18 protein-coding genes are annotated in these 20448 nt (G+C 71.9%); 5 read left to right on the forward strand and 13 right to left on the reverse strand.

Annotated features, from left to right (window positions below; genetic code table 11):
* Positions 1 to 107 precede the first annotated feature (107 nt).
* Together hemG and ACYQ1K_RS21820 are read right to left on the reverse strand one after the other, a co-directional pair.
* On the reverse strand, positions 108 to 1463 hold the full coding sequence (hemG, locus tag ACYQ1K_RS21815) for a protoporphyrinogen oxidase (RefSeq protein ID WP_459985412.1): 1356 nt from the start codon (positions 1461 to 1463) through the stop codon (positions 108 to 110).
* A gap of 99 nt (positions 1464 to 1562) precedes the next feature.
* On the reverse strand, positions 1563 to 2069 hold the full coding sequence (locus tag ACYQ1K_RS21820; RefSeq protein WP_459985413.1) for an NADPH-dependent FMN reductase: 507 nt from the start codon (positions 2067 to 2069) through the stop codon (positions 1563 to 1565).
* Positions 2070 to 2222: 153 nt separating this feature from the next.
* Here ACYQ1K_RS21820 and ACYQ1K_RS21825 point away from each other — a divergent pair, with 153 nt between their 5' ends.
* Entirely contained in the window at positions 2223 to 3203 is a 981-nt protein-coding gene (locus tag ACYQ1K_RS21825) for a DUF4349 domain-containing protein (protein ID WP_459985414.1), read from the forward strand.
* 42 nt (positions 3204 to 3245) lie between these two features.
* Here the strand turns inward: ACYQ1K_RS21825 and hemE are convergent, their stop codons facing one another.
* On the reverse strand, positions 3246 to 4295 hold the full coding sequence (hemE, locus tag ACYQ1K_RS21830; RefSeq protein WP_459985431.1) for a uroporphyrinogen decarboxylase: 1050 nt from the start codon (positions 4293 to 4295) through the stop codon (positions 3246 to 3248).
* A 210-nt stretch (positions 4296 to 4505) separates the two neighbouring features.
* On the opposite strand from hemE, the gene ACYQ1K_RS21835 reads away from it, so the two are divergent.
* A complete protein-coding gene (locus tag ACYQ1K_RS21835; RefSeq protein ID WP_459985416.1) occupies positions 4506 to 5141 on the forward strand; it encodes a DUF3000 domain-containing protein in 636 nt (211 codons plus the stop codon).
* Positions 5142 to 5205: 64 nt separating this feature from the next.
* On the forward strand, positions 5206 to 6519 hold the full coding sequence (locus ACYQ1K_RS21840; protein ID WP_459985418.1) for an HRDC domain-containing protein: 1314 nt from the start codon (positions 5206 to 5208) through the stop codon (positions 6517 to 6519).
* Between the two features lie 23 nt (positions 6520 to 6542).
* Here the strand turns inward: ACYQ1K_RS21840 and ACYQ1K_RS21845 are convergent, their stop codons facing one another.
* From ACYQ1K_RS21845 to ACYQ1K_RS21875, 7 genes are all read right to left on the reverse strand, one after another.
* Entirely contained in the window at positions 6543 to 7937 is a 1395-nt protein-coding gene (locus ACYQ1K_RS21845) for an extracellular solute-binding protein (RefSeq protein WP_459985419.1), read from the reverse strand.
* A 64-nt stretch (positions 7938 to 8001) separates the two neighbouring features.
* Positions 8002 to 8469, reverse strand: a complete 468-nt coding sequence (locus ACYQ1K_RS21850) for a type II toxin-antitoxin system PemK/MazF family toxin (protein ID WP_459985420.1) — start codon at positions 8467 to 8469, stop codon at positions 8002 to 8004.
* A gap of 99 nt (positions 8470 to 8568) precedes the next feature.
* Positions 8569 to 9159, reverse strand: a complete 591-nt coding sequence (locus ACYQ1K_RS21855; RefSeq protein ID WP_459985421.1) for a hypothetical protein — start codon at positions 9157 to 9159, stop codon at positions 8569 to 8571.
* 191 nt (positions 9160 to 9350) lie between these two features.
* Entirely contained in the window at positions 9351 to 13340 is a 3990-nt protein-coding gene (hrpA, locus tag ACYQ1K_RS21860) for an ATP-dependent RNA helicase HrpA (protein ID WP_459985422.1), read from the reverse strand.
* Positions 13341 to 13527: 187 nt separating this feature from the next.
* Positions 13528 to 14013 carry a hypothetical protein gene (locus ACYQ1K_RS21865; RefSeq protein ID WP_459985423.1) on the reverse strand — a complete coding sequence of 162 codons (486 nt, stop codon included), beginning with the start codon at positions 14011 to 14013 and terminating at the stop codon, positions 13528 to 13530.
* Between the two features lie 51 nt (positions 14014 to 14064).
* A complete protein-coding gene (locus ACYQ1K_RS21870; protein WP_459985424.1) occupies positions 14065 to 14598 on the reverse strand; it encodes a hypothetical protein in 534 nt (177 codons plus the stop codon).
* A 62-nt stretch (positions 14599 to 14660) separates the two neighbouring features.
* Positions 14661 to 15257, reverse strand: a complete 597-nt coding sequence (locus ACYQ1K_RS21875; RefSeq protein WP_459985425.1) for a TetR/AcrR family transcriptional regulator — start codon at positions 15255 to 15257, stop codon at positions 14661 to 14663.
* 96 nt (positions 15258 to 15353) lie between these two features.
* On the opposite strand from ACYQ1K_RS21875, the gene ACYQ1K_RS21880 reads away from it, so the two are divergent.
* Together ACYQ1K_RS21880 and ACYQ1K_RS21885 are read left to right on the forward strand one after the other, a co-directional pair.
* Positions 15354 to 16190 carry an SDR family NAD(P)-dependent oxidoreductase gene (locus tag ACYQ1K_RS21880; RefSeq protein WP_459985426.1) on the forward strand — a complete coding sequence of 279 codons (837 nt, stop codon included), beginning with the start codon at positions 15354 to 15356 and terminating at the stop codon, positions 16188 to 16190.
* A gap of 106 nt (positions 16191 to 16296) precedes the next feature.
* A complete protein-coding gene (locus ACYQ1K_RS21885) occupies positions 16297 to 17427 on the forward strand; it encodes a glutamate--cysteine ligase (protein ID WP_459985427.1) in 1131 nt (376 codons plus the stop codon).
* Positions 17428 to 17555: 128 nt separating this feature from the next.
* Here the strand turns inward: ACYQ1K_RS21885 and ACYQ1K_RS21890 are convergent, their stop codons facing one another.
* The 3 genes from ACYQ1K_RS21890 to ACYQ1K_RS21900 all read right to left on the reverse strand — a co-directional run.
* Complete coding sequence (locus ACYQ1K_RS21890; RefSeq protein WP_459985428.1) at positions 17556 to 18674, reverse strand: FUSC family protein; 1119 nt, start codon at positions 18672 to 18674, stop codon at positions 17556 to 17558.
* Positions 18675 to 18709: 35 nt separating this feature from the next.
* Positions 18710 to 19891 carry a site-specific DNA-methyltransferase gene (locus tag ACYQ1K_RS21895; protein WP_459985429.1) on the reverse strand — a complete coding sequence of 394 codons (1182 nt, stop codon included), beginning with the start codon at positions 19889 to 19891 and terminating at the stop codon, positions 18710 to 18712.
* Positions 19892 to 20009: 118 nt separating this feature from the next.
* Positions 20010 to 20448, reverse strand: a 439-nt coding sequence (locus ACYQ1K_RS21900; RefSeq protein ID WP_459985430.1) for a hypothetical protein, incomplete at its 5' end; no start/stop codon positions are given.

Consider the following 20448-nt stretch of genomic DNA (forward strand, 5'->3'; position numbering starts at 1 on the left):
GAGAGAGACCTTGGCGGGCCGGTTGTCCCACCGCCCAGGGACAACGGGGCAACGTTTGCCGGGACGGCGGCCCCGGTTGTCCGTTCGCCGAGGTAGCCGTGCGGCCCTCAGCTCGCCAGCAGCTCGTCGACCGCGCGGCGGGCCGAGGCGATGACGGCGGGGATGCCGACGCCGTCGTACGCCGCACCGGCGACGACCAGACCCGGGACCTGTGCCACGGCTTGGCGCAGGGCGCGCACGGTGGCGAGATGTCCGACGGCATACTGCGGCAGCCCCCATGGCCACCGCTGGACGTGCGTGTCGACCGGCGTGGCCCGCAGCCCGGTCGCCTCGGCCAGGTCGGCGAGCGACTGGGCGATCAGCTCGCTGTCGGTGAAATCGAGGCTGTGCGACTCGCGCGCGCGGCCGATGCTGGTGCGCAGGATCACGACGCCCCGAGCCTCGCCGGCGCGGCGCACCCAGTCCCACTTCGCGAACGAGAACGTCGAGGCCTTGATCCGCCGGTGCTGGTCGGGCGGCACGAGGAAGCCGCTGACGCTGTGATCGAGGGGCCAGTCGTCGATCCGGAAGGCATGGGTGATGACGGCGACCGACGCGTGGTCGATGAGCGCCAGCTCGCTGGCCGGCGAGGCGCCGCGCGTGGATCCGGCGAACCCGGCGATCAGGTGCACCGCCGCATGGGCCGGCACCGCCAGGACGACCGCATCGGCACTCTCCTCGCCTGCGGGCGTGGTGACGGTGAGCCGCGGCTTTCGAGCGGTCGCCATCACCGGCTGGCCGGTCCGGACGTCGAGCCGGGCGGCGAGCGCCTCGGGGAGCAAGCCCATCCCGCCGTCGATGCCGGCGAAGACGGGCATGTCGCCGCCTCGCGGGATGGCGTGGAGCTGCGGCGTCAAAGGGCCGTTGTCATGAAGCGCGGCGAGCTGGGGGACGGCGGCTCGGACGGAGATCTCGCGGGCGCGGCCGGCGTACACGCCGCCCAGCAGCGGCTCCACCAGGCGGTCGGTCACCTCCGGTCCGAAGCGCTCGTCCACGATGCTGCCGACGCTCCGGTCGCCCGAGCCGATCGGCTCGGCCGGGTCTTTGCTGGCCTCCGCACGGGCACGCGCCATCCCCTCGACGGAGAGCACACCCGAGGCGTCGAGAGCGTCCAGGTCCATCGGCGCGCCCATGAGGGTCGGTGGGAGCGGTCGCAGGGCGCCGTCGACCCAGAGTCGCGACGTCGCCTTCGTCGGGTGCACGATCGGCAGGCCGAGGTCGCGGGCGAGGTCGGTGCCCTCCGCACGTCGGGCGAGCATGGCCTCGGCGCCGACGTCGACGATCACGTCGGCGACCGATGCCCGGCGCAGCTTGCCGCCGATCCGCTCGCCGGCCTCGAGGACGACGACCTCGTGTCCGGCCTCGACGAGGAAGTGTCCCGCGGCCAGCCCGGCGACGCCTGCACCCACGACGAGGACCCTCACGTCGCCAGTGTTCCAGAGGCCGTGCGGGGGTGAGCCATCAACCTGCCGCCGCCCCGAGACCGTAGCGGACTCACCCCTCGAGGGCCGCCACGAGACGGATCAGGCGCGAGTCCCCAGGAAGGCCGAGACGAGGGGTGAGGTGGCGGCGAGCCAGTCGGCGTACGCAGCCGGGTCGTCATGCTGGGCGTCGACGACGTAGAGCCCTCGTCCGGGGACCGTCGCGCCGATCTCGGTGAGCACCGGTCGCAGAGTGAGCTCCGGCGCGAGCGAGTGGGCGGGGCTGCCGCCCAGCATGAGCGGCACCGCGAGGCCGCTCAGGCCGGTCCCACCGGCGAACCGGTCGAGGAACAGCTTGAGCAGACCGGTGTAGGCGCCCTTGTACGTCGGGCTGGCGACGACGACCAGGTCGGCAGCGCCCACCTCCTTGACCAGCCCCGCGACGGTCTCGTCGGACCAGTCGAGGATCGCGGGACCGAGGGTGGCCAGGTCGACGACCAGATCGGGGTCGGCGCCGGACAGCGAGCGGGCGACGTACGTCGCCGCGCTCAGCGTGCGGCTCGCCGGCTTGGGGTTGCCGACGACGACGGCGGTGACAGGTGCGCTCATGGGGCGGGCTTCCTCTCTAGCGGGGCGACACGGGGCGACGCGTGGCGAGTGACGCCTGCGCTCGACGCCTCGATCTGATTGTCGACCGGTTTCGTCTATTTAAGTGAGCGTAGCAGTCGGGAACCGGAATCGCGCTCCCGCCGTCTGATCGACATGTTGACCACGAAAGTCCGGGTCGCGGCGGCGATCGCCGTCCCCCTGCTCGCGCTCGCTGCCTGCTCGTCAGGCTCGTCCGGCGAATCAGCCGGCTCCTCGGACGCCTCGTCGCGGTCGGTCGCGAAGGGCGCACCGCCCGGTGGCTCCGCAGCCGACCTGTCCGGCGGCGCCACGGCGGTCGAGGGCGCTGCCGCACCCGCAACGGGGTCCACCTCGAACGGGAAGGCGAGCAGCGATGCCGCCGCCGGGCAGCCCGACATCGAGCAGCCCGCCATCATCTCGACCGGGAGCATCGCGCTCACGGCCAAGGACGTCGCGCGGGCGCGATCCGAGGTCCAGCAGGTGGCGGACTCCTACCGCGGCATGGTGAGCGACGAGGAGACGTCGACCGCGGACGACGGCCGGATGGGACAGGCCCGGATGGTCCTGCGGATCCCGGCGGCCTCGTTCGCCCAGGCCATGGCCGACCTGGAGAAGGTCGCCCACCTCGTGGACTCCTCCACGACCAGCGACGACGTCTCGACGCAGGTCATCGACGTCGATGAACGGGTCAAGGCCGCTCGTGCGAGCATCGACCGGATCCGCCTTCTGCTGAGCCGCGCGGAGAAGATCGGCGACATCATGGCCATCGAGTCCGAGCTCTCCAGCCGCGAGGCCGACCTCAACTCGCTGCTGCGTCAGCAGGCCCACCTGCAGGATCAGACCGCCCTCTCGACGATCACGGTGAGCATCGAGCGACCGCCGCTCGCCGCGAAGACCCGGCACGTCTCCCACGCGACCGGATTCGCCGCCGGCCTGAGTGCAGGGTGGGACGCGCTGCGCGGCTTCGCGACCGGCGTCGCCGTCGTCGTCGGCGCGGTCCTCCCCTGGATCCCGGTCGCCCTGCTCATCGGCATCCCGGTGTGGCTCGTCCTTCGCCGCAGCCGCCGCGGGGTCGAGACCGAGCCGAAGCCAGAGCAGTCCCAGATGGCCGGCTGAGGCGGTCATCTGCGTCCGCTCGCCGGACACTGAGGCGAGCACTCAGGCGTCGGCGAGCGGGTAGGACTGGACGTGCTCGGTGAGCCGCTTGAGCTGGTCGGGGTTCGTCGAGGGGATGACGCCGTGCCCGAGGTTGAAGATGTGGCCGCGCGCCGCGCGGCCCGCCTCGATGATCTCGCTGGCACGGGCCAGCATCACCTCGGTGGGGGCGAAGACGAGCGTCGGGTCGAGGTTGCCCTGCACGCAGTGCCCCTGAGGGCCACCGACCCGGGCGATGCCGTCGGCGAGCGGCGTACGCCAGTCGATGCCCACGACGTCCGCACCCGCCTCGCCCATCAGCGTGAGCAGGTTGGTGGTGCCCACGCCGAAGTGGATGCGCGGGACGCCGAGCGTGCCGACCTGCTCGAGGACGGCGGCGGAATGCGGCATGACGCTCGCGGCGTAGTCGGCGGGGGTGAGGGCGCCCGCCCACGAGTCGAAGAGCTGCACGGCTGAGGCGCCGGCAGCGACCTGCACCTCGAGGAACGCGGCTGAGATGCCGGCGATCTTGCGCATGAGCGCGTCCCACACGTCCGGCGCGCCGAACATCATCGCCTTGGTGAGCGCGTGCTCCTTGGAGGGTCCGCCCTCGACGAGGTACGACGCCACAGTGAACGGCGCCCCCGCGAAACCGATCAGCGGCGTCGGCCCGAGCTCGGCGACCAGCTGACGGACCGCCTGGGTGATCATCGGCACCGCGTCGGAGGTGAGGTCCGGGATCGCCTCGACGTCGGCGAGCGTCCGCACCGGCCGGGCCACGACCGGGCCGACGCCGGGCTTGATGTCGAGATCGACGCCGACCGCCTTGAGCGGCAGGACGATGTCGGAGAAGAAGATCGCCGCGTCCACGCCGTAGCGGCGCACCGGCTGCAGCGTGATCTCGGTCGTCAGGTCGGGGTCGAGGCACGACTCGAGCATCCCGACGCCCTCCCGGACCTTCAGATACTCCGGCAGCGAACGACCTGCCTGGCGCATGAACCACACCGGCGTGTGCGGCACCGCCTCGCCTCGGGCAGCCTTGAGGAAAGCGGAGTCGGCGAGTGTCGTCACCAGCCGATGGTCCCACCCGGTCCGGCCTGGCTGCACATCCGGACGACCGCCTGCCACCCATCCCGGCCACCCAGCCCAGCCACGCAGCCCGGACATCGAGCTCGGCCGCGCACGCCGTCCGCCGAGGCTGAGACACGCCTGAGACGCACCTGAGACGCGCCGGGCGTGTCGCGGTCCCGGGGATCCGCCGACCTCGGCTACTAGGGTGGGGGCATGGTGGTGCGTCAGGAGACGCGCCCGGGCACGGGTGCGTCCTCAGGGAGCGGCGAGGTGCCGCCGGAGTTTCGGGCGGCGGTCCTCGCGATGCAGGCGGCGACGTTGCGTCCGGAGATCTTCTGTGAGGAGATGCCGGCGCCGCAGCGGATCGCGCCGTACGCCTCGGCTCTCAGCGCCGATGTGACCGTCGAGGACACCGAGGTCGGCACCGGCCGGCTGATCCTGCTGCACGACCCGGAGGGCAACGAGGCCTGGGGCGGCGGCACGTTCCGCTGCGTCGCCTATGCCCGCGCCGAGATCGATGTCGAGCTGATCACCGACCAGATGCTCGGGGAGGTCGGCTGGTCCTGGCTGATCGAGGCGCTGGCGTCGCACGGAGCGGTCTACACGGCGGCGTCCGGCACCGTCACCCGCGTCGCGACCGAGAGCTTCGGCGGCATGGCCGACGAGGGCGGCACGGCGCAGGTCGAGATCCGTGCGTCGTGGACGCCAGTCGCGGGCGAGGACGGAGCGCTCGGGATCGGCGCGCACGTCGAGGCGTGGGGCGAGCTGCTCTGCACCGCGGTCGGCCTGCCGCCCGTCCCGGACGGCGTGGCCGTGATGCCGAGCCGCCGAGGCCAGCGGGGTCGATGAGCACCCCACTCGACCTTCCGCTCCCCCGCCCCTGTCCTCCGCGCACCACCGAGCGGGGATCCCGGTGAGCTCGGCCGACCTTCCCGACCAGCTCGACGGCGTCCCGGCCGAGTCCGACGGCGACCCTGTCGAGTCCGAAGCCCCTCCCGCGCCGCTGTTGACGCTGCGCGACGGCCTTCCCCGGGTGACCGACACCGACGAGGGGCTCGCCTCGGCCTGCGCGGCGATCGCCGCCGGCGACGGCCCGATCGGGATCGACGCCGAGCGCGCATCCGGCTACCGCTACTCCAGCCGCGCCTATCTCATCCAGCTCCGCCGTGAGGGGTCGGGCACCTGGCTCATCGACCCCATCGGTCTGACGACGCTGGCGCCTCTTCACCGTGCGCTCGACGGCGCGGACTGGATCCTGCATGCCGCGACCCAGGACCTCCCGTGTCTGGCGGAGCTGGGCCTGCGTCCCACAGCGTCGCTCTTCGACACCGAGCTCGCGGGCCGGCTCCTCGGCTACCCGCGGGTCGGCCTGGCCACCCTGGTCGAGACGGTGCTCGGCTACTCCATGCTCAAGGAGCACTCGGCAGCGGACTGGTCGACCCGGCCCCTGCCGGAGTCCTGGCTGGAGTATGCCGCTCTCGACGTCGAGGTCCTCGTCGAGCTGCGCGACGCGCTCGCCCGCGAGCTCGAGTCCGCCGGCAAGGCCGAATGGGCGCGCCAGGAGTTCGAGCACCTGCGCACCTTCCAACCGCCGACTCGCCTCGAGGCCTGGCGTCGCACGTCCGGCACCCACAAGGTCCGCGGGCGGCGCGGGCTCGCTGCCGTCCGGGAGCTCTGGGAGGCCCGGGACGTGGTCGCCCAGCAGCGCGATGTCACGCCCGGCCGGATCCTTCCTGACTCCGCGATCATCGCGGCGGCGGTCGAGCTGCCCACCGACCGCGGCTCGCTGCTGAGCACGAAGGGGTTCCACGGTCGGGGCGCCGAGCGCTACTCGACACGATGGCTGGCTGCTCTGCAGCGCGCGGCCGAGCTGCCCGAGGCGGAGCTGCCGGCGCGTGCGCCCCGCATTGACGGACCGCCGACGCCGCGTGCGTGGCCCGAGCGCGACCCGGTCGCCGCACGGCGCCTCACGCTCGCCAAGGACGCGATGGCCGAGCTGAGCGAGCGCGTGCAGGTCCCGGTCGAGAACCTCCTGACGCCCGACTACATGCGGCGTACCTTGTGGACGCCGCCGGCGACGCGTGACCCAGGTGAGCTCATCGACCAGGTCACCGCGCAGCTGGCGGCGTACGGCGCCCGCGGCTGGCAGATCGCGCTCACCGCTCCACTGTTGACCACCGCGATCCTCGACGCCGACGCCGACGCCGACGCGGGCGCCGACGCCTGAGGCCTCGGCCGACGCTCAGCCGATCAGCCCGTCGGACTGGCGCTCGGGCTCGCGTTGGGGGAAGCGCTCGCGCTCGGCGGCGCGAGGATGGTCTGCGACAGCGCGTCGATCTGCGTCGTCAGGCCGTCAAGATCGGCCGTGGGACCGCTGGCCATGAGCTCGCGCACAGGCGCGGCGACCGCCTGCTCGAGGGCCGGCCACTGCTGGGTGAGCGGCAGGATCTGCATGTTGCGCACCGTGTTGACGAACACCGCTGCGTGGAGCGGCTGCAGCAACGGCTGGCGGAAGTCCTCCGACAGTGCGACCTGCTGGTTGACCGGCACCATGTAGCCGGTCTGCGCGACCGTCTTCACCATCGGCTCCGACGACAGCGCGACCAGGAGGTCGGCGGCGTCCTCGATCCGCTTCGACGTCTTCGACAGGCACAGGCCGGTGAAGTCCCCGACGGTCGCGGCGTGGTCGACGGTGGGCATCGGCAGGACGTCCCAGTGCAGGTTCGCAACCTTGCGGAGCTCGGGCACGAGGCTGCGGTCGCCCGCGATCATCGCGAGGCGCCCCTGCTCGAACCACTTCAGGGCGGGCTGCCTGGCGAGCTGCTGGGCGGTCAGGGTCAGCTGCGGGTTGCTGAGCGTGCCGAGGATCTTCTGAAGTGCCGCCTTCGTGCTGCCGTCGGAGAACGCCAGCGAGGTCTGCTGGTCGTTGACCAGCTTGCCGCCGCCGGAGTAGATGAAGGGGGCCAGCCCGGAGACCGTCGGGTCGATGGCGAAGCCGCGCATCCCCTTGCGGACGGTGGTCGCGAAGGTGGCGGCGGTCTGGAACTGGTCCAGCGACCAGCTCTTGTTCTCGGTGCCGGGCACGGAGAGGCCGGTCGCCTTCATCCGCGGGAAGTCGACGACGTCGGTGTTGTAGTAGATGACGCGGGGTGAGACGGCATACGGCATGCACTGCAGGTGGTGCTGCGCCGAGAACGCCTCCAGCGCGTCACGGGAGTAGACGTCGCCGATGTCCACGGCGCGCGCGTCGAGGAAGGAGTCGACCGGCTCGACACGCTGATCGACTCCGAGGCGCTCGAGGTCGCCGCGGGAGACGAGGAACACGTCGGGAACGGGCTCACCGGCCGACATCGACCGCATCATCGAGGCGTCGTCGGGCCACGACTTCAGCGTGACGTCGGCGAGGTCGGTCCGACTGTTGTAGTTGCTGACGACCTGCTGGTAGGCCGCGATCTCAGTGGGGCTGCCCCACACGCCGAAGGTCAGCTTGGCCGGGTCGTTGACCGGTGGGCTCGACGTGGTCGGCGTGGGGGCCGGCTTGGCGGCGGGCTTCGCGTCGCTGTTGCAGGCCGTGAGGCCGAGAGACCCCACCAGCCCCGCCGCGACGAGGACGGCTGCGCGGGTGACGGCGGTGCGCAGGGTCATCGACGCAGGTCCTCCTGAGGGGGTGGTGGCAACTTGCTCACCCTACCGACCGTCGGAAGGAGGCCTAGCCCAGGCCGGGCAGGTCGTGATAGCGCCGTGCGGCCTGGATCACACGGCGGAAGGTCGCCTCGTCGAGCGCGGCACCCTCGCGACGCACGACGGTCGGATCCACCTCGATCAGCCGGTCGAGCCTGACCTCGCTGGGCCGTCCCTGCCGATCCCAGCCGCCGGTGCCGACATCCATCCAGAAGCGTCCCCACCGTGCCTCGTCCGCGGCGTCACGGTCGTGGTCCTTGCTCGTGAGCATCAGGCCGGCGAGGCGCCCTCCGTCGCGGCCGATGAGCAGCACGGGCCGGTCCTTGCCGCGAGTCGGGTCGTCCTCGTAGGCGACCCACGTCCACACCACCTCGCCGGGGTCGGGCAGACCGTCGCTGCGTGGCGCGTAGCCCACCACGAGGCCGTCAGAGGTGCCGGTGGCGCTCGACCCGGTCCCGCCGACGAACCGGCGGAGCTGGCGGAAGAGAGAGTGCACGCCGGACCGGGAGCGCCTCACGGCGCGTGGCCGCTCGTAGCGGCTGATGTTGGGACCCGGGGCTGCCGCGGCCCGGCGTGCACGGACATCCTAACCTCCTCAGACCAATCCGTATTCCAGTTCCACATGACCGGCCTCCTCCAGTTGCTCTGAGAGGGCGAGCATGCGCCGGATGTCGTCGTCCGGCGCGTCGTGGAGCACCGCGCGCCCCGCCGCGACCACCCGCGCGAACGCCGCCGCGCGGAGCAGCACGTCGGCGAAGTCGCCACCCGCGATGCCACGCAGCACCTCGTCGACCATCGTGCGAAGCTGCTCCGGCCCCGGCGGGTCGGCGACGCCGGCGATCACCCGGGCCACCTCCGCGGAGGCACGGCCGGCCTCGAACTCCCGGGCCACCCGGACCGGCGCGGCGTGCACCCAGGAGCGGAGCAGGAACAGCCGCCACAGGCATCCCGCGAGCGTGTCGGCCGGCGCGCCGGACCACACCTCGGCGATCGTCTCGATGCCCTCGGTGTCGGCCAGGTGCAGGAGCCGCTCGGCGGTCTGCGGATCGTCGGACTCGCGAGCGCCTCGCACGAGGAGGGTCGCGGCCTGGTCGGCCGCCTCCCGCACGCGGGCCGGGTCGGTCCCACTCTCGATCGCGTCGAAGAACCGGTCACCCGGGTGCATCGGACGGTGGTGCTGGCGCATGTGCTCGACCCTAACCCCCACGACCGCGCACCTCCGGCGACCGCCCGGGGCATCACCCCGAGACCGCCGCGGCGCGCCCCTGCCTGGACGAAGCGAAGCGAGGGAGCGCCAGCGACTGAGCGGAGCGGAGGAAGGCAGGGGTCACGAGCGCCGCGGCACGCGCCAAAGCGAAGCGGCGGCGCAAATCCAAATCATCCCAGCAACTTCCGGATGCGCGCATCGCTGACGGTGACGGCCGTGCCGAGCTGCTGCGCCCACAGGGAGACGCGATACTCCTCCAGCAGCCACCTGACCTCGCGCAGCCGCTCCCCCGGTGGGCGCCCCTCGGGCAGGGCGGCCACCTGGTGGAGGTAGAGGTCCTGCAGGTCGGTGAACCGTGCCATCAGGTCCGCATCGACGCGCAGGGACTCCTCGAGTCGGCGACGCCGGATCACGATCGCCTGGAGGTACGTCGGATAGCGCCGCAGCCACGTCGGCCCCGCCTCTGCGATGAACCCGGGCTCGACCAGCCGGGCGAGCTGCGCCTTCATGTCGGTGACCGCTGGAAGCTGGTACATGTCGACCCGACCCGAGAGCGCCTTGTCGGCCTCGCGGTGACCGGCCAGCGCCTTCAGGGCGTCGGCCAGGACGGCGCGGACGGCGGCCTCGTGCTCACGAGGGCTGCCGAGTGCCGCCAGCAGGGCGGCGTACTCCTCCTCGGTGCGGACCGGCGGGCGGGCGTCGACGCCCGCCCGCACCACAGCGGCGCGGCAGTCCTCGACGACGTCGGCGGCAGACGGGTACGGCGCCGCGACGAGGCCGAGCTTCTCGGCGGTGCTCAGCGACTCGATGATGCGCTTGGTGGTCCCTCCGCCGAGATCGAGCCGGTCGACGCCGAGGAGCAGGAGGCGTACGACGCCCAGCCGGTGCCGGGCCTCGGCCTCCTCCTCGGTGCCGACGACGGTCAGTCCGACGGTGCGGCGCCCGGTCGTGACGGCCTCGTCGACCAAGCAGGGGTGCACGGTGACCTCGTGGCCGGCGCGCTTCTCGGTGACGGTGCGCGCGATGGTACCGAACGTCCAGGTGGTCTGCCCGGTCGCCGTGAGGCCCGCGTCGCCGGCGACCTCGGCGATCGCGCGCCGGAACTCCCCGGCCAGCGGCGCCTTCAGCGCCTCGAGGTCCTTGCCGCGCGCCTGTTCCCGGCCGCGCTCGTCGACGATGCGATAGGTCGGACGAAGATGCTCGGGGACCTTCGGCCAGTCCCAGGCGTCTCTGGGGATCACCACGCCGGCCGTGCTGCGCGCCCAGCGCTCGAGTGCGTCGAGAAGGCCCTCCTCCCCCGGAGGGACGGTCGCCAGGAACTCCCGCGCCTTGTCCGGTGCCGGCACGAAGTGGACACGCAGCTGCTTGGGCAGGCTGCGGATCAGGGATGTCACCAGCTCCTCGCGCAGACCCGGGACATTCCAGGAGAAGTCCTCACCCTCGACCCGGTTGAGGGTCCCGACGGGGATGTCGATCGTGAGCCCGTCGTCGGCAGCACCCGGCTCGAAGTGGTAGCTCACGTTGAAGGTGAGCGGTCCTCTCGCGTCACCGGCGAGCCACTGCTCGGGATAGTCCGAGACGTCGACGTCGCGGGCGAGCATGTCCGGATCGAACGTGAGGAGGCCCGGATCCTCACGGCGCTTGTCCTTCCACCAACGGTCGAAGTGGGCGCCGCTGACGACGTTGCGGCCCACCCGGGCGTCGTAGAACTCGAAGAGGGCGTGCTCGTCGACCACGATGTCGCGGCGCCGAGCCTTGTGCTCGAGCTCGCGGGCCTCGTCGAGCAGCTCGGCGTTGTCGCGGAGGAACCGGTGGCGCGTCTGCCACTCCCCCTGCACCAGGGCGTGCCGGATGAACAGCTCGCGGGCCACCTCTGGGTCGACGCGGCCGTAGGAGACCAGACGGTCGGCGACCAGGGGCACGCCGTACAGCGTGACCTTCTCGTGCGCCATCACCGAGGCGCGGCGGCGGCTCCAGTGCGGCTCGGAGTAGGTCCGCTTGACCAGGTCTCCGGCCAGCTGCTCCGCCCACTCCGGCTTGATGGCCGCGACCTGCCTCGCCCAGAGACGGCCCGTCTCGACGAGCTCGCCGGCCATGACGAACGGTGGGTTCTTCCGGCTCAGGACACTGCCCGGGAAGATGGCGAACCGGGTGTTCCGGGCGCCGACGTACTCCCGCGGCCCGGGCCTGCTGCCCTTCTCGCGCTTGTCGCGCTCCTCGAGGATGCCGATCTGCGAGAGCAGACCCGAGAGCAGCGCCTGGTGGATGCCGTCCTCGTCGACCGCCGTTTCGCTGGTCGAGTGGTCCGAGCCCGCCGCCTCGTTGGTCGAGTGGCCCGAGCCACTAGGCGAGGGCGTATCGAGACCGCCCTTGCCCAGCTGGATCCCCATCTCCTTGCAGACCTGGCGCAGCTGCGACTCGAACTCCTGCCACTCCCGCACGCGCAGGTAGTGCAGATGCTCCCGCACGCACATACGCCGGAACGCGCTCGACGACAGCTCGCGCTGCTGGCTGCGCAGGTAGCGCCAGAGGTTGAGCCAGGTGAGGAAGTCGCTCGAGTCGTGCTTGAAGCGCGCGTGCAGCTGGTCGGCCTGAGCCTGCTCCTTCGGGCGGTCCGGGCCCGGCCGCTCCCGAGGGTCCTGCAGGCTGAGCGCGGCGGCGATGACGATGACCTCGCGTACGACGCCCAGCCGCTCTGCCTCGAGCACCATCCGTGCCAGCCGGGGGTCGATGGGCAACCGCGCAAGCCGCCGTCCGACCTTGGTCAGCCGCGGCCCACCTCCTTCACCCGCCGGTCGAGTAGCCCGCGAGGAACGAGCGGGCGTATCGAGACCACCCCTGACCCAGAGCGCACCGAGCTCCTCGAGGAGCTGCACGCCGGCGGAGATGTTGCGCCGGTCGGGCGGCTCGACGAAGCCGAACCGCTCGATGTCGCCGAGCCCGAGCGAGGCCATCTGGAGGATGACACTGGCCAGGTTGGTGCGGAGGATCTCGGGGTCGGTGAACTCAGGTCGGCCCTCGAAGTCCTCCTCCGAGTAGAGCCGGATGGCGATGCCCGCCTCGACACGACCACATCGGCCGGAGCGCTGGTTGGCACTTGCTTGGCTGATCGGCTCGATGGGGAGCCGCTGCACCTTCGTGCGAGCGGAGTAGCGGCTGATGCGGGCGACGCCGGTGTCGACGACGTACCTGATCCCGGGCACCGTCAACGAGGTCTCCGCCACGTTGGTGGCCAGCACGATCCGGCGGCCCGTATGGGACGAGAAGACGCGGTGCTGCTCGGCGGCGGAGAGACGGGAGTAGAGGGGGACGATCTCCACCAGACCGGTGCGGCCGGCGCGGTCCAGTCCCAGGCCGGAGGTGAGCGCGTCGGCGGTGTCGCGGATCTCCCGCTCGCCGGGAAGGAAGACGAGGACGTCGCCGGGTCCCTCCGCGGAGAGCTCCTTGACGGCGTCGACGATCGCCTCCGTCTGGTCGCGGACGACGGGCTCGCCGTCCGCGTCCTCCTCCGGCAGCTCCAAGAGCGGCCGGTAGCGGATCTCGACCGGGTAGGTGCGGCCGCTGACCTCGATGATCGGCGCCGGCCGGCCATCGGCGGCCGCGCTCCGCCCATCGTCGCGAAGCGCGAAATGCTCCGCGAACCGCTCGGGGTCGATGGTCGCGCTGGTGATGATCAGCTTGAGATCGGGACGGCGCGGCAGAAGGCGCTTCAGGTAGCCGAGGAGGAAGTCGATGTTCAGTGACCGCTCATGCGCCTCGTCGATGATGATCGTGTCGTAGCGTCGCAGGTCCCGGTCACGCTGAAGCTCGGCGAGCAGGATGCCGTCGGTCATCAGCTTGATGCGACTGGCCTTCGAGGTGCGGTCGGTGAACCGCACCTGGTAGCCGACCAGGTCGCCCAGCTCGGTGCCGAGCTCCTCGGCGATCCGCTCCGCGACCGAGCGCGCGGCAATCCGGCGGGGCTGTGTGTGGCCGATCATCGTGCGACCGAGCTCGAGGCAGATCTTCGGCAGCTGCGTCGTCTTTCCCGACCCGGTCTCACCGGCGACGATGACGACCTGATGGTCGCGGATCGCCTCGGCGATGTCGTGGCGACGCTGGGTGACCGGCAGCTGCTCCGGGTAGCTGATGGTCAGCTGCGGGACCGAGGATTCTGGCATGACGGCGCCATTGTCCCCGATCGCCGGTCAAGCCCCACGCCGAGCAGTCCCAGATGACCACCCCATCCACGCCGAGCAGGCCCAGATGACCACCGCGGCGCGGTCATCTGCGTCCGCTCGGCGCCGCATCCCCAGTCATCTGGGGCCGCTCGGCGCCGCATCCCCAGTCATCTGCGACCGCTCGGCCTCAGGGGGTGGGGGTGGGGGTGGAAGTGCCGCTCGCGCCCGAGCTCGGGCTGGGGGTCGCCTGCGGAGGCTGCGGGCCGTTGGGGATGCGTGGGCGGTTGCCGAAGCCGTAGCCCTGGCGGTGGTGGAAGCCGGGCCCCATCCCGGGTCCACCGCCGGGGAAGCGCTGGAACCGGCCGGGTCCGTCGTCATCGTGGCCGGTCGCGTGCCCGGTCGCGAACCCCACACCGAGCCCGACGATGAGGCACGCGAGGCCGACGACGAGCGCGAGCCACAGCTTCGTGGTCCGCTCGGTGAAGGGCGGTCGACGTACGGCGGGATACCACTGCGGCGGCTGGCCCGCTCCCGTGCCGGAGGCCGGCGTGCCGTACGGTCCCGCGGCGTATGGTCCGGGTGCGCCAGGCGCAGGCGTGGCCGGACTGGGATGCTGCCCCGGCGGCAGCGAGCCAGGTGGCGGCCCCACCGGCCCGTTGCTCTGCTCACTCATGGGTCAATGGTGACCCCGGAACCTGTGCACGTCCTATGAACGCGCGATGAGTCAGCTCCCGAGGGTGGAGGTCGTCGTGCCGGAGGCCGTGCCAGAGCCGGCCTGGGCGCCAGAACCCTGCCCAGAACCCTGCCCAGAACCCTGCCCCTGACCGGGGTCGTTGCCAGGCCGACTGGGGCCCTGCCCGTCGAAGTCGCGACGCCCGAAGCCCTGTCCCGGGCCTTGGTTGCTCCCGAAGGACGGCTGGCCGCTGCCGCCCGAGCCGGACGTCTCGTGGCCGATGAGGACGCCGAACCCGAGTCCGACGATGAGGCATGCGGCACCGACGACGAGCGCGGCCCACAGCTTGACCACCTGACGGCGGAAGGCCCCCAGCCGCTGCCGGACGCGCGACCTCGGCGCCTCCGGCGCAACGGGAGAGGACAGGCCCGGAGCCCACGTGGGCGGGGCGTCGTGGGGACTCGACGGGATCTCGGTCATCGTCGATCCCTCGGGTGCGCCCGCCGCAGGCCCGAGCGCCGCGGGCGGCACGGCCGACGCGGCCGCAGGCCCGGAGGGAGTCGAGGTGGAGGTGGGTTCCGTCATGCCCTCACGCTCGCCCGCGGACCTGTCCGGAGGCTGTGCCCGCGGCAGGAGCAAGCCGAGAGTCAGCCGCCGGCCGGCAGGGTCGCCGCGAGCGCCGGAAGCGCATCGGCGATGAGGCGGACGAGCTCGTCGCGTCCGACGCCGCCGCGGGACTTCCAGTCGAGCACCATCTCCTCAGCGAGCGCCGACCAGCCGCGGACCACCAGCCGTGCGCTCGGCGTGTCGGCGAGCAGGTGGCCGGTGTCGGACTCGAAGACGCGGTCGGTCAGGGCCGCGCGGGCCTCGTCGTAGATCGCTCGCAGCGTCTCATTGCCGCTCTTGGCGCCGGTCACGAGCGAGAGGTAGCCCTCGTAGCTCTCGTCGACGAACTCCACGTAGGCCCGCACCGACACGCGCAGCCGTTCCACCACGTCGCCCTCGGCCGGAGGTGCGGTCCGGGCGATGAGGTCGTCGGCGGCGCGCCGGACGACCGCCTCCTGGAAGCCGGCCAGCCCGCCGAAGTAGTGGTAGAGCAGCCCGCGCGAGATACCCGCGGTCTCCGCCAGCAGGTCGATGGAGATCTCCGCGAGGGGCCGCGCCGCGAAGAGGCGCACGCCGAGGTCGAGCAACTGAGAGCGTCGCTCCTCGGAGCTCAGTCGGGTGCGGGGAGCCGTGGCCACGGCCCCACTCTATTGACATCCGTTCAGCAATTCTATTGACGCTCGTTCAATAACTCGCCTACGGTGGTGCCACCGCCCCCCGCTCAGGAGATCCGCATGAAGTCGCTCAAGGACAAGGTCGTCGTCATCACCGGCGCCGGCTCGGGCATCGGGCGGGCACTGTCCGTCGAGATCGCCCGCCGCGGGGGGCTCCTCGCCCTCTCCGACGTCAACGAGGCCGGCCTCGCCGAGACGGTCGAGCTCGCGAAGCAGGCAGGCGCCGGCCAGGTGAAGGCGGACCGGCTCGACGTGGCGGACCGCAGCGCCTTCACGGCGTACGCCGATGACGTGCTCGCCCACTTCGGCCGGGTCAACGTCGTGATCAACAACGCCGGCGTAGCGCTCTCGGGCCGGATCAACGACCTCGAGTGGGACGACATCGACTGGATCATCGGCATCGACTTCTGGGGCGTCGTCCACGGCACCAAGCTGTTCCTGCCGGCGATCATCGAGTCCGGGGACGGCCACGTCGTCAACATCTCCTCGCTCTTCGGACTCGTCTCCATGCCGGACCAGGGCTTCTACAACGCGGCGAAGTACGCCGTCCGCGGCCTCACCGAGGCGCTGCGCGAAGAGATGCTCATCGACGGCCACCGCGTCGGCGTGACGTCCGTGCACCCGGGCGGCATCAAGACGTCGGTGGCCAGGTCGGCGCGCTACTCGGCCAAGGACGACGCGGCGAGGAGCGCGAAGTTCTTCGACGAGAAGCTGGCCAAGATGGAGCCCGAGCGCGCCGCCGAGATCATCGTCAAGGGCATCTTGAAGAACCGGGCCCGCGTGCTCGTCGGCCTCGACGCCCACGTCATCCACCACATCGGGAAGCTGACCGGCTCGCGCTACCAGGACCTCGTCGCCCTGAGCGTCCGGCGTCTCCTGCCTCCGAAGAACGGCTGACACCCGCGGCGGCAACCAGGGACGGGCGGCGGCTCAGCTCGCACACGTCGACAGCCGCTGGGTTCCCACGGGGACGACACGGGCCTGCACGTGGGAGGCTGGTCGCGTGCGGATCGAGTTCCATTCCTCGCCCGAGCCGACCCTCGGCGTCGAGTGGGAGCTGGCGCTCGTCGACCGGCACACGCGCGACCTGTCCAACGACGCGCCGCACCTCTTCGCCCGCGCCAAGGCGCGGATGCCGGACCCCTCACGGCTGCACAGGGAGCTGCTGCTCAACACCGTCGAGCTGGTCACCGGCGTGTGTCACACCGTCGCCGAGGCGATGGACGACCTGCGGCGCAGCCTCGCGCCGGTTGTCAACGCCTGCGACGACCTCAACGTCGACCTGTACGGCGCCGGCACGCACCCGTTCGCGAGCTGGACCCAGCAGCAGCTCTCCCCCGGGCATCGCTACGAGGAGCTGATCAACCGGACGCAGTGGTGGGGGCGCCAGATGCTCATCTGGGGCGTCCACGTCCACGTGGGGCTGCCGTCCCAGGACCGGGTCATGCAGGTCATGTCGGGCCTGCTGACCTACTACCCGCACTTCCAAGCGCTCTCCGCCTCGAGCCCGATCTGGGCCGGCGTGGACACCGGCTACGCCTCCAACCGGGCGTTGATGTTCCAGCAGCTCCCGACCGCCGGCCTGCCGTTCCAGTTCGAGACCTGGGAGCAGTTCGAGTCCTTCGCCGCCGATCAGCTGACGACCGGCGTCATCGACGAGCTCTCCGAGATCCGCTGGGACCTGCGGCCCTCACCCCACCTCGGCACCCTCGAGAACAGGATCTGCGACGGGGTCTCCACCTTCTCCGAGCTGGCGGCGCTCGTGGCGCTCGCGCACTGCCTCGTGGTGGATCTCGACGAGCGGGCCGCGGCCGGCGAGCAGCTGACCACCATGCCGCCCTGGCACGTGCAGGAGAACAAGTGGCGGGCCGCCCGCTACGGCCTCGATGCCATCGTCATCCTCGACGCGGAGTCCCACGAGCGACTCGTCACCGACGACCTGGCCGACCTGTTGTGTCGCCTCGAGCCGGTCGCCGCGAAGCTCGGCTGCACCGACGAGCTGGCCTCGGTCGCCGACATCTGCACCAGAGGCGCGTCCTACCAGCGGCAGCGTGCGGTCGCAGCGCGCAGCGAGGGCGACCTGGTCGCCGTCGTCGACTCGGTGGTCACCGAGCTGCGCGAGTCCCTGGGCTGAGACCGGCCGGGCGCGCGTACACGGGTACACCGAAGTCGACCCGCCGCCATCGCCCCAGGCGGACGGGGCGACCCCGTCCGCGACTTCGGTGTACCCGGGTACGCGGCAGCCGAAGCCGAAGCCGACCCTCACACCGGCGGTGGCGGCAAGGCGTCGGTCGCCTCGAACTGGCCCATCCCCGTCAGCTGCAGCAGGTCGACGATGACGCTGCGCAACTGGAGCAGGACGCCCTCGGCGGTCATCACGTCGCTGCGCTCGACCTTCGACGACGCCTCCCCGAGCGCGAGGAGTGCCGGGCGCGCCGCCTCGGCGAGCGCGTCGTCGCCCGTGTCGCGGGCGCGCACCAGCTCCTCGGCGAGCAGATCAGCGGCGTCGGCGAGGTCGACGGCGAGCGAGGCGTACGACGCCGGGATCGGCCGGCCCCGATAGGCGGCCACCGCCACCTGACGGACGAGCACACGCGTGCTGCGCAGGGCGCGGTCGAGCGGCTCGACGATCTCGGTCATGCGGCGCACGTGCGGCTTGTGCCTGATCCGGAACGGCGAGGAGGCGACGACCGCCATGCCCTCGTCTGCTGCCGCCTGCAGCTCCCGGATGAGGCCATCGGTCGCACGCGCGTCGGAGAGCACGGCCATGGCGTGCACCGCATCGGCCTCGAGCATGACCTCGCCGGCCGCGCGGAGCAGGTCGGAGATCTTGTGGATCACGACCGCGGCTCTCTCCCGGGGTCGGCGCAGGGGCGCCGCCGGCACGACCGTCGCCGCGACGAGCGCCACGCAGCCGCCGATCAGTGCATCGGTCCAGCGCAGGACCACGGCACCCGAGGTCGGCAGGAGTGTGGCGACGAAGATGGACTGGACGGCCGCTTGGTTCACGAAGAGCGGGGAGGTGTCGAGCAGCACCGCGATCGCCATCGCGAGGCCGACGATCAGCGTGATCTGCCACGCCCCCGAGCCCAGCCACGCGACGAGCAGGTCGCCGAGCAGGACGCCGATCGCGACGCCGACGGTGACCTCGGCGACCCGCCGCAGGCGCTGGCCGTACGACGTGCCGAGACTCACCACGGCGGCGATCGAGGCGAAGAGCGGTGCCGGGTGGCCCAGCAGGTCGTGGGCCACGAACCAGGCGACGCCGGCGGCGATCGCACACTGCGCGATCGCCCAGCGCTTCGATCGGAAGCGGTTCAGCCGGGTCCGGCCCGACCTGCGACCGCGGTGCTTCCAGGTGTCGAAGGAGGCCCGCGGCATGTCCCGCATCCTCCCAGAGAGGGTCAGCCCGCCCGTCATCCGTGCTCGTCGAGACCGCCACCGACGCCGGCCGCGACGGCGCGCAGACGGGCCCGGGTGATCTCGGCGACGGTGCCGAGGCCGGCTCGCTCGGCGTTGGAGCCGGGGCGGGTCGGCTCGCCGTGGTTGACCGACAGGCAGGTGCGCGTGCCACCGTCGGCCGCGTTGGCGAGCGCCACGGCATGCCCGGTGGTGCCCGACCCGGCGAAGAAGTCGATGACGCGGGCGTCGGGCGGCATCGTGGCCAGGATCCGGCGGATGAGCCCGGTCGGCTTGGGCGACTCGAAGACGTGCCCCACCAGCGCCTTCAGCTCGGCGACGGCGGTGTCGGTCGAGCCCACCTCCTCGGCGAGCCAGATCGTGCGGAGCTTCTTGCGCCGGCCGGTGCCGTCGGTGCCGTGCAGCCAGTCGCGCTGGAAGACATCGACACGCTCGCCCTTCCGCCCGGCGATCCGACGGCAGACCAGGTCGTCGGGCCGCTGCTCGATCAACGGGCGCGACCAGCGCCAGACGGCTGGGGTCCCGTCACCGAAGACCGGCGTCACCTGGTGGCCGCCCTCGAACGGCGCGGTCGCGACGCGACCGGACTCGGGATCGCCGTACACCGGGAAGTGCAGCGTCGGCGCCGTCACTGGGTTGAACTTCTTGTTGGTGTTGCGCAACGGCAGGTGGCGGTAGCGTCGCCCACTCGCGTCGACCAGCGGGAAGTCACGCTCGTCCACGAGGTCTGCGCTGGTGGCATCCAGCGCGCAGGCGCGGGGGTCGCGGGCGTAGACGAGCAGGTACTCATGCGACGTCGCGAAGCCGCCGCCCAGTTGACGGCCCTTGGGGTTGAGGTTGACGACGATCTGCGCCAGGAAGGACGCCTCCCCGAAGACGTCATCGAGGAGCAGGCGGAGGTGGGCCGCCTCGTTGTCGTCGATGCTGACGTAGATCGCCGCCCGCTCGCTCATCACCGCCCGCGCCGCCTCGAGGCGCGGGCGCATCATCGCCACCCAGGCCTCGTGCCTGCCGCGACGACGGCCGTCCGCGCCGCGGATGTCGTCGGCGTAGGCGAAGTCGTTGCCGGTGTTGTACGGCGGGTCGATGTAGACCAGGTCGAACCGCTCGCCTCGCGCCTCGAGACCGCGGAGCACGTCGAGGTTGTCGCCTTCGACGAAGGTGTTCCACGGCTCCACGAACAGACACGCTAGTCACCTGGCACCCCCGGACGTGGGAGAACCGGCCGTGCGGTGGCCGACCCGTGCCGCCGTGGCCGAGCGGCCGTGCAGTTGCCGACCGAGGTGACCGCGGCTGTCAGGGCGTGGGCGCGGCGTCCAGCACCACCAGCGCAACCGTCGTGACCGGCGCGAAGCACTCCGGCAGCGGCGAGGCGACCGGGTCCGGGTGCACGACGACAGGATCGCGCTCGACGGTGACGCCCGGCGGCACGTCGCAGCCGATCGAGACGACCTGGCCGTAGAGCTCCTCACCGGAGGCGACACTCGTCGCCGAGGCCGCGGCTTCGACCTTCGCGGCGAGCTCGGCCGAGAGTCCGTGGGTCAGGTCGGCCACGGCTGCCGCATCCTGGAGCGCCGTGGCCCGATCGGCCACCGTGCCGCCACCGCCCGTCTGCGAGACGAGCTGCTCACTCACCACGAAGCCCGTGTCGGGCTGCGTGCGCGGGCTGCGCGGCGCGTCGCCCGGCCCGTCGCCAAGCGACGACCCGCTCCCACAGGCGACGAGCAGCAGGCCC

The sequence above is a fragment of the Nocardioides sp. AN3 genome, from assembly GCF_054653495.1.

Coding starts and splice junctions, on each gene's coding strand:
- ACYQ1K_RS21820 (WP_459985413.1), bottom strand. CDS start 2,069: ATGAGCGCACCTGTCACCGCCGTCGTCGTCGGCAACCCCAAGCCGGCG.
- ACYQ1K_RS21825 (WP_459985414.1), top strand. CDS start 2,223: ATGTTGACCACGAAAGTCCGGGTCGCGGCGGCGATCGCCGTCCCCCTG.
- ACYQ1K_RS21835 (WP_459985416.1), top strand. CDS start 4,506: ATGGTGGTGCGTCAGGAGACGCGCCCGGGCACGGGTGCGTCCTCAGGG.
- ACYQ1K_RS21845 (WP_459985419.1), bottom strand. CDS start 7,937: ATGACCCTGCGCACCGCCGTCACCCGCGCAGCCGTCCTCGTCGCGGCG.
- ACYQ1K_RS21855 (WP_459985421.1), bottom strand. CDS start 9,159: ATGCGCCAGCACCACCGTCCGATGCACCCGGGTGACCGGTTCTTCGAC.
- hrpA (WP_459985422.1), bottom strand. CDS start 13,340: ATGCCAGAATCCTCGGTCCCGCAGCTGACCATCAGCTACCCGGAGCAG.
- ACYQ1K_RS21865 (WP_459985423.1), bottom strand. CDS start 14,013: ATGAGTGAGCAGAGCAACGGGCCGGTGGGGCCGCCACCTGGCTCGCTG.
- ACYQ1K_RS21870 (WP_459985424.1), bottom strand. CDS start 14,598: ATGACGGAACCCACCTCCACCTCGACTCCCTCCGGGCCTGCGGCCGCG.
- ACYQ1K_RS21880 (WP_459985426.1), top strand. CDS start 15,354: ATGAAGTCGCTCAAGGACAAGGTCGTCGTCATCACCGGCGCCGGCTCG.
- ACYQ1K_RS21890 (WP_459985428.1), bottom strand. CDS start 18,674: ATGCCGCGGGCCTCCTTCGACACCTGGAAGCACCGCGGTCGCAGGTCG.